Raw genomic sequence first — 11,182 nt, forward strand, 5'->3', positions numbered from 1 at the left:
CTTCGTGTTTCCTTTATCTCAGTTGGAGCGCTCCACAAGGAAAGCTTCGGCAGCATAAGCATCGCACGAAGAAAGAGCGTTAGCTCTTTCGAGGAGGCCATACGCCGCTGACCAGGGCGCTTGCGCTTTTCTTACTCTTCTTTTGTATCAAGACCGATATGTTTAAAGTTACTAACCTTGAATAACCCCTTATCTGTAAGTTTTAATTCTGGTATGACCGGAAGTGCTAAAAAAGATAAGGTTAGAAACGGGTTAAAGTGGTCATTTGCTCCTAGTTTTTGAAGAGCTAGATTGATTTCTTTAAGACCGGAATACACCTCTTGATATGGCCGATCGGACATTAAGCCTGCAATGGATAGTTCCAAGGAAGCAATGATTTCTCCATGGTTGACAACGACCAGCCCCCCTTGCATCTCTTTGATCGCTTTTGCGGCAATTACCATATCATCATCTTTCGTTCCAGCAATAATTAGATTATGAGAATCATGGGCAATAGTTGTGGCGATGGCCCCTGATTTTAGCCCCAAACCTTTGACAATTCCTAAACCAATTTGATTTTTTAAGTGATGGCGTTCAATTACGGCCAGCTTTAGTTGGTCATTCGTGATGGAAGTTTGAAAGAACCCGCCATTATTCTTTTCAACTTTTTCAATTATATGACGGGTTACAAGACTATTGGGGATGATTTCAATGATATTTGCTTTGTTCGTTTTTAAAGGAATATGGAAATGTTCTTCTGTTAGCTCATGGTAACGAACTGAATTTCTTAATCGCTCTGTTTCAACGAAAGTTTGGTTGTTTAAATCCATAGTAAGCTGGCCATTGTCGACAACGGCCCTCCCGTCTTTAAAAACGGTTCTAATATTAATTTTATTCATGTCATCAAACAGGAAGAAATCAGCTTTGTATCCGGGAGCAATCGCTCCCTTATTTTCGAGTCCAAAGCATTCGGCTGCATTGATGGTTGCCATTTGAATGGCGGTAATCGTTGAGAGGCCTGAGGCGATAGCAAGTCTCACGTTGTGATCGATGCTGCCGTCATGAACAAGATCGTCTAAATGTTTATCATCAGTGACAAATAAGCATCTTCTGGCATTGCGTTCATTGACGATTGTTATCAATTGTTGCAAGTCCTTTGCCACTGTCCCTTCGCGAATCATTAAATACATTCCTCTTTGGAGACGTTCTTTTGCTTCCAGGGCTGTTGTGCTTTCATGATCAGTTCGAATCCCAGCTGACATATAAACATTAATATCATTGGCTGACAAGCCAGCGGCATGGCCATCAATTTTTTTACCAGATTGTTTAGATGTTATAATCTTTTCAATCATGTCCTGTTCAGCATGAAAGACTGCCGGAAAATTCATGACTTCAGCTAGTCCTAATACACGTGGCTCGAGATAAAACGGTTTGAGGTCTTCGGCATATAGAGTAGCACCGGAATTTTCAAATTCAGTCGCAGGAACACAGGATGGAAGCATAAAGAAAAAGTCAAACGGTAGATGTTCCGAGGAATCGAGCATGTATTGTATTCCATCCGTTCCTAATACGTTGGCAATTTCATGAGGGTCGGCAATAACCGTGGTCACCCCGTGCGGCAGAAGAACCTTCGCAAACTCCTTAGGTGTGACCATCGAGGATTCAATGTGTACATGACCATCGATAAAAGCAGGGGAAATATATAGCCCCTTCGCATCAATGACATTTTTCCCCTCATATTCACCGACCCCTGCAAAGTATCCATCCACAATTGCGATGTCACCTTCCATCAATTCACCAGTAAAGACATCAATTATTTTGCCATTTTTAATGACTGTATCTGCTAGCTCTCTTTTGGTGGATACAGAGATTCGTTTGATTATATGTTTGCTTTCCATAGGACAACATCCTTTTTGTCAAATTAATATTCCACTTTATCTTTTGCATTCTCCCATGTTTTAAAAGGTAAGTCTCCGTTTGTTGGAAAGATTTTTTTCATCGGTATTTTTCGATTTTCGATAGGAAGTGATAGCTGGTCATAAATAAATTGATCGTCAAAGCCGATCTTCGCTGCTTCTTGTTTGGTGCAGGCATAATAAACAGCCTTAGGGCGAGCCCAGTAAATGGCGCCGATACACATCGGACAAGGCTCACAGCTGGTATAAATTTCACAGTCGTTTAACTGAAAGTCGTTTAAATTTCGGCAGGCATCTCTAATCGCTTGTACCTCCGCATGGGCAGTAGGGTCGTTTGTCCCTGTCACTTGATTTCGGCCCACACCAACAATCTTTCCATCCTTGACGACGACCGCCCCGAATGGTCCCCCTTGATTCGTCAATACATTATTTAATGCTAGCTCAATCGCTTTTTCCATAAAGAGAGTATCCGTCATACCAGCACTCCATTCTATTTTTCAATTGGTCTATTTAAATTGATTCTTTCTTGTTGAATAACTGGCAGGTTGGGGGTAAGCTTTGTTGCCAGGAGTTGAGGACAGTGAATGAACTTACCATACATTATTCAGTAAGATGCTCACAAATGCTCTATTGTTGAAAGGATTTCTGACATGATTTTTAAATAAAAAGAAAACAATCAAACCTGCAATTTTCTATGTAAGATTTTATGACATTAATGTAGATACTATTTCCTCTTTTGGATAGTATGGTGAAAAAAGATGACATGGACTTTGTTCATTATGTTCATCTATCTACATAAAACTACCTGGTCAGTAGAAAATTGAAAAAGAACATGGGTGTATTTTGGGAGGTCTATCAATATATATAGTGTTAGAAACTAGGAAAGAATAGGGGGCCAAGATGGAAGGGATTCATGAAATCTTAAACGCCTTATTTTCTGATTCTTATCATGAAGGAGATTGTTTAGCTACCATCATTCATGTAGAAGGATCCGCCTATCGTAAAGAAGGTACATCCATGTTGTTACGAAGTGACGGAACAAAGGTTGGTATGTTAAGTGCAGGCTGTTTAGAAACAGACTTATCCTATCGAGCTCAAGAAGTAAGGGATGAAGGGAAAGTAAAAACTGTAATTTATGATATGCGGGAGGAGGACGATTTATCGTGGGGACAGGGTGCAGGCTGTAATGGAGTCATCCGTGTGCTGCTTGAACCTGTTGATGCCTTTCTACGTGACCACCTTCAAAAGCTAAAGTTCCACTTGGATAATGGCCATCGAGTCACGATGATGAAAAAAATGACCGAGGAGTATTCGGTCTCTGACTATTTATTTTTGTCGGATGATCAACATTATTTTGGAAAATGGCATGGAAGGATATTAAATGAGTTTAAGAGTCTATTAAACGAAATTCATCAAAACTTTCCGAAAAGCGGGATCAAATATTTTACGGAACTATCATCAAATGTTTATATTCATTCATTTGAACCGAAACCTCGCTTAGTTGTTTTTGGTGCTGGCGCTGATGCCATGCCATTGGTAAAAATCGCCTCGCAGGCAGGATTTTCAGTGACTGTTTCAGATTGGCGTTCTGCCTTGTGTAATGTAGACCACTTTCCAGATGCTGACGGATGGCTAGTTGGAAATCCCCGCGAGACGATTCCACTGCTTCATTTGACTCGTTCTGATTCAGTCCTGATCCTTACGCACCAATTTCAAAAGGATCAGGAGATATTGAATCATTTAAAGGGGAAAGACTTAATGTATTTAGGCGTACTTGGTCCAAGAATACGGACACAACGTCTTCTCGAGGGGGTGGCGATCCCTCAGGAAATTAGCAGTCCTGCAGGCCTATCGATAGGAGCGGAGGGGCCAGAGGAGATTGCCATCAGTATTGTTGCAGAACTAATACAAGAGCAGCGGAGTAAAAGGCAGCAAAAGGTGATTACCCTTGAAAGATAACGCTGGGGTCATCGCAGTCTGTCTTGCGGCGGGTAAGAGTCGGCGGATGGGGATTAACAAGCTGGCCCTCCCATGGGGGAAAAGATCAATTGGTCATTCAGTCTTAGAAAAAGCAGTAATATCTGAATTAAGTTTTACCATTGTGGTGACAAGGGAAGCGGATCGTCTCCACTGGATTGATCGCACCCTTTTTCAAACTCCTCTCCGAGAAAAGTGGAAAGCTGTGATATGCCAAGACGCTAATCAAGGGCAGGCCCATTCCTTGCAAACAGGATTACGGGAAGCGATGGAAATGGAGCCAAAAGGAATCATGATCCTTCTTGCTGATCAACCACTTCTGCCAGTAAAAATCATCAATGATTTGGTTTTTCGTTACGTGGAGGGTCTCCACCAAAATATTGATATCTCGTTTCTTGCGGCAAGTTTTCAGGGCACTCCGAGACCGCCAATTATTTTCTCACCTAAAGTAGTTCCTGATTTACTAAAACTTGAAGGGGATGAAGGGGCTAGGCAGCTTTTTAAAAAGGCTCAATTAACTGGAAAACTTGTTAACTATGAAAATAGGTGGGACTTTTTTGATGTGGACACAAAAGAGGACTATGAAATTCTGAAGGGGGTGGGCACAAGTGGTGATTAATCAGCCGCGGCTTTCAATCGAGGACATAAATCAAATGAACAAAGAAGAGTTTGTGAGTACAGTAGGATGGGTGTTTGAGCACTCTCCATGGGTGGCAAGGGCAGCATGGGAAAGTCTGCCCGTCCATTCTCGTGAGGAACTCTTACAAACAATGGTTACGGTTGTAAAAAATGCAGAGGAAGTATTGCAATTGGTACTGCTTCGGGCCCATCCAGATCTCGGGACAAGATTAATCATTTCAGAGGTTTCACAAAAGGAGCAAGCAGGTGTTGGGCTTGATCTATTAACTAAGGATGAACATATGGAGTTTACATCACTAAATCAAAGGTATGTTGAACAATTTGGTTTTCCGTTTATCATGGCGGTGAAGGGCCAAAACAAGGATACCATCCTTGCAGCAATGAAAGTGCGTGTTGCTAATGCCTATGAACAAGAATTCCTGACAGCCTTAAACGAGGTCTATAAAATTGTTGGGTTCCGCTTAACTGATCTTATTGAATAAAGGGGATGATGCTATGCAAAGAACAATGCGTTATGGAAAAGCAGATGTTTGGGTTTATCGTACTTATGCAGCCCCGCTCACAGCTGTCCGTCCGATTCCTGAATCAGCCTTTACGGGCCGAAGCAATATTCTGTTTGGAATGAACGTGAAGGTGGCGGTCGAGGGTGATGCTTTCTTATCGTCTTTTAAAGATGGCGATAATTCATTAGTTGTCGCAACTGATTCAATGAAAAATTTTATTCTAAAACATGCTGGCGATTATAAAGGTTCCACCCAAGAAGGATTCCTAGAATTTGTCGCCCGTCGTTTCCTTGAAACGTATTCACATATGAGTGCAGTCGATATTACAAGTGAACAAATCCCATTTGATGAACTTCCAGTACCGACGAAGGATGGTTTTGAAGCGAGTCCATTAGTATTTCGCTATTCATTAAATGAGCAGTCTTTGGCTCAAGTGGAAGTAAAGCGCTCTGGAGAAGACATTATCACGACTGATCATCTCAGCAGTTTAAAGGGACTAAAGCTTTTAAAGGTACGAGGCAGTTCCTTTTATGGTTTTGTGCAAGACGAATATACAACACTTCCTGAATCCTTTGATCGACCGCTGTTTATCTTCTTGAATATTGGGTGGCGCTATAACGATTTTGAGGATGCGAAGGGCAGTACAGCGAATGGGTATGTCGCAGCTGAGCAAGTAAGGGATATTGCATATACGGTTTTTCATGAAGAAAACTCTCCCTCCATCCAAAATCTAATCTACCGCATTGGCCTTCGCATATTAGAGCGTTTTCCACAGTTAGTTGAAGTTCGCTTTGAATCCAACAACCGGACGTGGGAAACCGTTTTAAATGATATTCCAGCCTCACAAGATGGAAAGGTATTTACCGAACCGCGTCCTCCATACGGGTTTCAATGTTTCTCAATGACACGTGATGATTTAGAAAATCCAGGGGAATTACCGAAATGACAGGAAAGTTAACTACTCACGTTCTAGATTTAAGTATTGGTAAGCCAGCAAGTGGAGTGGTAGTGGAGTTATGGCAAGTGGATTCAGAAAACAGGTTTCAATTCATTTTGACATGCCGCACAAATGAGGATGGGCGAGTTAATCAATCACTTCTAGAAGAAACAAGTATGAAAATAGGAATCTATGAACTTCGTTTTCATGTAGGAGATTATTTCCGTAATCGTGGTACCTTTCCCGAAGAACCCTCATTCCTAGATTGTGTTCCTATTCGCTTTGGCATCTCTGAACCCGAATCCCACTATCATGTTCCATTGCTGATTTCACCTGGTGGGTACAGTACGTATCGCGGGAGTTAAGGAGGATCCTAACATGAAAGAACTATGGGTGAAGAATGGGCTTGTTTTTACAGAGGAAGGCTTTCGAGAGGTAAACATTCGAGTGGTTGGTGAGCAAATTGACTCCTTTGTAATAAGTGAGGCAGAACCATTGAAAGAGGAAACAGATACAGTGATCGATGCAAGCGGTTGTCTCGTTGTTCCTGGCTTTATTGATGCCCATGTCCATTTCAATGACCCAGGAAGAACGGATTGGGAAGGTATTGAGACAGGCAGCCGTGCTGCAGCTATCGGCGGCACCACTACGATTTTTGATATGCCGCTGAATTGTGCCCCCTCCATCACTAATTTTAAGAATTTACTAGATAAAATGGACTACTTAACGACTAGGTCATATGTTGATTATGCTCTGTGGGGGGGAATAACAGAAACGAACATCACTGACCGGAAAGAGCTCTCTCAAATGAGTGTGGGGATTATTGCTTGGAAGGCATTTATGAGTGAGAGTGGAATTGAAGATTTCCCATTCGTATCTCCGGATGGATTGAAACAAGCCATGCAAGCAGCGGCGGAACATAAGAAGATTCTCGCCCTGCATGCAGAATGGAATGATGAGATTAATAAATCGACCGCTTTTTATAAACATAGAGCTGGGATTGATGAACGAAAGGCTTTTCTCGCAAGCAGACCTGTTTCCGCAGAAGAGAAAGCTGTTAATTATGCGTTAGAACTTGCTGCAAAATATGGAACTGCCCTTCATTTTGTGCATATTAGTTCTGCGAAAGTAATTGGACTGATCGAGCAAGCAAAAAAAAGCGGGGTAGATGTTACTGTTGAAACCTGCCCGCATTATTTAATTTTTGATGAAGAGGATTTTTTGAAAGGTGGTGCCATCCTCAAATGTGCGCCGCCATTAAGACCGCGTGAAGAAGTAGAGGGGCTTTGGGAATGCCTTCAGAGAGGGTGGATTGATACCATTGGATCCGATCATTCTCCATGCCTATATTCGATGAAAACAACAGATTCGATCTGGGAAGCATGGGGAGGAATCCAGGGGGTTCAATTTACATGGCTCTCACTGCTTGATGAAGCCCTTAAACGGAGAATCAGCCTTAAACAAATTTTACCATTAGGGACGTCGAATGTGGCAGAGAGGTTTGGAATCGCTGAACGAAAAGGAAGGATTCGGCCTGGCCTTGATGCGGACCTAGTGTTGATCCGTTTAGATGAATCAACGATCGTTGATAAACAGTCATTGGCCTTTAGAAATGCTTATTCACCCTTTGAAGATAAGGAGTTTTTACTCAAAGTGAAGAAAACAATTTTACGAGGAAAAGTCATTTATGATGACCAATTAGGGGTGAGTAAAGGAAAGTTTGGTGTTTGTCTTTAGAGAAGAGGAGGAATTTGATGAATCAGGATAAGGAGCGGTTAGTCCAATGGGTTGAGGAACACCAAGTAGAAATGATTGATTTTTTAAAAAAGATCGTGCAAGTTCCTTCGGATAATCCTGCAGGGGACTGTTATCCTATTGCGGCCTTCTTATATCATCAGCTTCAAGAAATCGGATTTGAGGATGTTTCCCTTTTAGATGTGGAGGAAGAGGCGGTGAAAGCGGCTGGAATGATAAGTCTGGCCAATGTCCTAAGCCGCACGAAGTTTGGAAACGGAGAGGGAACAATTATTGCCTTAAATGCACATGGTGATGTTGTACCGCCAGGGTTAGGCTGGAGTGTTGACCCCTACGGAGGGGAGATCATTAACGGAAGGATGTATGGCCGGGGAGTGGCTGTCTCCAAATCGGATATTGCTGCTTACTCATACGCGGTTTTAGCCTTGAAACAGGCAAAAATCAGTCAGCAGCTGCAAGGGGAAGTCGACCTTGCCTTTACTTTTGATGAAGAGACGGGCGGCGAATTAGGACCGAAAAGGCTGCTTGACCAAGGGGATATTAAACCAGAACAAGCGATTGCCGCGGGCTTTACCTATTCTGCGGTGAATGCCCACAATGGCTGTTTACATTTTGAAGTAAAAATCGTGGGAAAGTCTGCCCATGCGGCTTTGCCTCATACAGGAATCGATGCGCTTGAGACGACGACTGAGATTCTAAATCGTTTATATGAATACCGAAAGACTCTAGCTGCGAAAAAATCTACTGTGCCTGGAATTGATCATCCAACCTTAGTTGTCGGTCTCATTTCTGGAGGAATTAACACGAATGTTGTGCCTGACGAATGCTCGATCAGAGTGGATCGGAGATTAATTCCTGGTGAAGATGGGGCACAAGCTGAGGAGGAATTTAGAAGTGTAGTGGAAGAAGCCGTAAAGACGGTCGCGGGAATAAAAATAGAGATTCGCAAAATTCTCCATGCGGAAAGTTTCGGACCTGTTCCGGAAGATTCCCCGTTGATTTCAGCTCTGTCTTCGAATTGGCAGTCCATTATGAAGGGCAAGGGTGAATTAGCCATTAACGGCGTACCCATTTATGCAGATGCTCGTCATTTTTATGAAAAAGGTATCCCAACGATCATGTTTGGTGTTGGACCTAAAGTGTTAGAAGAGGCCAACGGGCACCGGGCCGATGAACATATCCGCATCGAAGATTTGATTGATGCTACGAAAATTATTGCATGCACACTTTATGATTTACTGGGGGGAGGCAGGAGATGAAATTAACTCAGCGGGAACAGGAAAAATTAATGATTGTTGTTGCAGCAGACCTGGCCAGGCGCCGCAAAGACAGAGGCCTAAAATTAAACTACCCTGAGGCGATTGCCTTGATCACCTACGAAATTATCGAAGGTGCAAGAGATGGAAAATCGGTGGCAGAACTGATGAGTGAGGGGGCAAAAATATTATCAAGTGAGGATGTAATGGAAGGGATCGCGGAGATGATTCATGATATTCAGGTAGAGGCAACCTTTCCAGACGGAACCAAGCTTGTCACTGTACATGAACCGATTCGATAGATTTAGCGCGGTTTGGTTGGGTATTTAAGCTGATTTTAGAAGAAAGATAGGGGGATTTTACAAATTAGGAAGTTAATTTTACAAAAAACATATTTATTTTACGAATGAGAAGTTCGATTTTACAAAAAATGAAGTTATTTTACGAAATAGAGAGTTAATTTTACAGTAAATGTAAAATAACTTCCAATTTGGGGAGGGAGAGAAAAAGAATTGATACCAGGAGAATATCGATTAAAACAAGAGCCGATTGTCTGCAACGAGGGAAGGACGGCTGTAACGGTCATAGTGCTCAATCAAGGCGACAGGCCGATTCAAGTCGGCTCCCATTTTCATTTTTATGAAGTCAATAGCTCGTTAAAATTTGACCGGGACCAAGCTTTTGGCAAGCATCTAAATATCCCTGCTGGCACTGCTGTTCGGTTTGAGCCAGGCGATGCGAAGGAAATTGAACTTGTTCCCTTCGCCGGTCAGCGTGAAGTCTATGGGCTTAATAATAAAACGGATGGCCCATTGGATCAAGGAGGGAAGAACCCGTTATGAGCTTTCGAATGTCGAGAAAACAATATGCAGACATGTTTGGTCCTACAACAGGCGATGCCATCCGGCTTGCGGACACTGATTTATTTATCGAAATAGAAAAGGATTTTACCGTTTATGGGGATGAAGTGAAATTTGGAGGTGGAAAAGTAATCCGTGACGGGATGGGGCAGCACCCGCTTGTGACACGAGCACAGGGAGCATTGGATACTGTCATTACCAACGCCATTATTTTGGATTATAGCGGAATCTATAAAGCTGATATTGGGATTCGTGAAGGCAGAATCACTGGAATTGGAAAAAGTGGCAACCCTCTCTTAATGGAAGGCGTAGATCTCATCATCGGGGCTTCAACGGAAGTTATTGCCGGTGAAGGGATGATTGTAACCGCTGGCGGGATTGATGCCCATATCCATTTTATTAGTCCACAGCAAATCGAAACAGCCCTGTCATCAGGGATTACAACCATGATTGGCGGTGGCACTGGTCCGGCAACCGGAACAAATGCAACCACTTGTACGCCGGGGGAATGGAATATTTACCGCATGTTGGAAGCAGCTGAAGAATTCCCTATGAATCTAGGATTCTTAGGGAAGGGTAATTCGTCTGCTGAGGAACCGTTAATTGAACAGATCAAGGCCGGTGTGATTGGTCTTAAATTGCATGAAGATTGGGGGACGACTGCCTCTGCCATTGACCAATGCCTCAAGGTTGCGGACAAGTATGATATACAAGTTGCCATTCATACCGATACCTTAAATGAAGGTGGGTTTGTCGAGGATACATTGGCAGCGATTAATGGCCGGGTCATCCATACGTACCATACGGAAGGTGCAGGCGGAGGTCATGCTCCTGATATTATTAAGGTCGCAAGTTTCCCATATATCCTCCCGTCATCCACCAATCCAACACGACCCTACACCAAAAATACCTTGAGTGAGCATTTAGATATGCTGATGGTTTGTCATCACTTGGACCCCGACGTGCCTGAGGACATTGCCTTTGCTGACTCGCGTATCAGAAAAGAAACGATTGCAGCGGAAGACATTCTCCACGATTTGGGCGTATTCAGCATGATTAGTTCCGATTCCCAGGCGATGGGCCGAGTAGGCGAAGTGATCACTCGCACCTGGCAAACAGCTGATAAAATGCGGAAGCAGCGCGGCAAGCTGCCGGAAGACAAGGGGACCTGCGACAACTTCCGTGCTAAGCGATACATTGCTAAATATACAATTAATCCAGCGATAACGCATGGGATTGCGGAGGAAGTTGGGTCGGTGGAGGTGGGGAAATTGGCAGATCTCGTCATTTGGGATCCGGCATTTTTTGGCGTTAAACCTGAGATCGTCATCAAAGGTGGAATGATTGCGCATAGTTTGAT

Annotated in this window: 12 protein-coding genes; 10 read left to right on the forward strand and 2 right to left on the reverse strand. The window is 43.1% G+C overall.

Annotation, left to right across the window (positions count from 1 at the left end):
- Positions 1–131: 131 nt before the first annotated feature.
- Both ade and V7659_RS21815 read right to left on the reverse strand, forming a co-directional pair.
- Entirely contained in the window at positions 132–1,877 is a 1,746-nt protein-coding gene (gene ade / locus V7659_RS21810; protein WP_335542212.1) for an adenine deaminase, read from the reverse strand.
- A gap of 23 nt (positions 1,878–1,900) precedes the next feature.
- On the reverse strand, positions 1,901–2,371 hold the full coding sequence (locus V7659_RS21815) for a nucleoside deaminase (protein ID WP_335542214.1): 471 nt from the start codon (positions 2,369–2,371) through the stop codon (positions 1,901–1,903).
- Between the two features lie 424 nt (positions 2,372–2,795).
- Between V7659_RS21815 and V7659_RS21820 the strand changes: the two genes are divergently transcribed.
- From V7659_RS21820 to ureC, 10 genes are all read left to right on the forward strand, one after another.
- Entirely contained in the window at positions 2,796–3,854 is a 1,059-nt protein-coding gene (locus V7659_RS21820; protein ID WP_335542216.1) for an XdhC family protein, read from the forward strand.
- The gene (locus V7659_RS21825) at positions 3,844–4,491 is read left to right on the forward strand and encodes an NTP transferase domain-containing protein (protein ID WP_335542218.1); all 648 of its coding nucleotides are present in this window, start codon (positions 3,844–3,846) and stop codon (positions 4,489–4,491) included. Before V7659_RS21820 ends, V7659_RS21825 begins: the two co-directional genes overlap by 11 nt.
- Complete coding sequence (uraD, locus tag V7659_RS21830; protein ID WP_335542220.1) at positions 4,481–4,993, forward strand: 2-oxo-4-hydroxy-4-carboxy-5-ureidoimidazoline decarboxylase; 513 nt, start codon at positions 4,481–4,483, stop codon at positions 4,991–4,993. The genes V7659_RS21825 and uraD overlap by 11 nt, the downstream gene beginning before the upstream one ends.
- A 13-nt stretch (positions 4,994–5,006) precedes the next feature.
- Positions 5,007–5,960, forward strand: a complete 954-nt coding sequence (pucL, locus tag V7659_RS21835; protein ID WP_335542222.1) for a factor-independent urate hydroxylase — start codon at positions 5,007–5,009, stop codon at positions 5,958–5,960.
- Positions 5,957–6,316 (forward strand): hydroxyisourate hydrolase, encoded by a 360-nt coding sequence (gene uraH / locus V7659_RS21840; protein WP_335542224.1) that lies wholly within the window; start codon positions 5,957–5,959, stop codon positions 6,314–6,316. Before pucL ends, uraH begins: the two co-directional genes overlap by 4 nt.
- A gap of 13 nt (positions 6,317–6,329) precedes the next feature.
- Entirely contained in the window at positions 6,330–7,688 is a 1,359-nt protein-coding gene (gene allB / locus V7659_RS21845; protein WP_335542226.1) for an allantoinase AllB, read from the forward strand.
- A 17-nt stretch (positions 7,689–7,705) separates the two neighbouring features.
- Complete coding sequence (locus tag V7659_RS21850) at positions 7,706–8,965, forward strand: ArgE/DapE family deacylase (RefSeq protein WP_335542228.1); 1,260 nt, start codon at positions 7,706–7,708, stop codon at positions 8,963–8,965.
- The gene (locus V7659_RS21855) at positions 8,962–9,264 is read left to right on the forward strand and encodes an urease subunit gamma (RefSeq protein ID WP_026564564.1); all 303 of its coding nucleotides are present in this window, start codon (positions 8,962–8,964) and stop codon (positions 9,262–9,264) included. The genes V7659_RS21850 and V7659_RS21855 overlap by 4 nt, the downstream gene beginning before the upstream one ends.
- 210 nt (positions 9,265–9,474) lie before the next feature.
- Positions 9,475–9,804, forward strand: a complete 330-nt coding sequence (locus V7659_RS21860) for an urease subunit beta (RefSeq protein WP_335542232.1) — start codon at positions 9,475–9,477, stop codon at positions 9,802–9,804.
- Positions 9,801–11,182 (forward strand): urease subunit alpha (ureC, locus tag V7659_RS21865; RefSeq protein WP_420491760.1); only part of this gene is annotated, 1,382 nt, incomplete at its 3' end. The genes V7659_RS21860 and ureC, both read left to right, overlap by 4 nt.

Origin of the sequence: Neobacillus drentensis (genome assembly GCF_036966985.1) — a bacterium.
Lineage (GTDB): Bacteria > Bacillota > Bacilli > Bacillales > Cytobacillaceae > Neobacillus > Neobacillus drentensis_E.

Bases quoted from the DNA above. Each gene is read 5' to 3' on its own strand.
- ade (WP_335542212.1), bottom strand. From the start codon at position 1,877: ATGGAAAGCAAACATATAATCAAACGAATCTCTGTATCCACCAAAAGA.
- V7659_RS21815 (WP_335542214.1), bottom strand. From the start codon at position 2,371: ATGACGGATACTCTCTTTATGGAAAAAGCGATTGAGCTAGCATTAAAT.
- V7659_RS21820 (WP_335542216.1), top strand. From the start codon at position 2,796: ATGGAAGGGATTCATGAAATCTTAAACGCCTTATTTTCTGATTCTTAT.
- pucL (WP_335542222.1), top strand. From the start codon at position 5,007: ATGCAAAGAACAATGCGTTATGGAAAAGCAGATGTTTGGGTTTATCGT.
- uraH (WP_335542224.1), top strand. From the start codon at position 5,957: ATGACAGGAAAGTTAACTACTCACGTTCTAGATTTAAGTATTGGTAAG.
- allB (WP_335542226.1), top strand. From the start codon at position 6,330: ATGAAAGAACTATGGGTGAAGAATGGGCTTGTTTTTACAGAGGAAGGC.
- V7659_RS21850 (WP_335542228.1), top strand. From the start codon at position 7,706: ATGAATCAGGATAAGGAGCGGTTAGTCCAATGGGTTGAGGAACACCAA.
- V7659_RS21855 (WP_026564564.1), top strand. From the start codon at position 8,962: ATGAAATTAACTCAGCGGGAACAGGAAAAATTAATGATTGTTGTTGCA.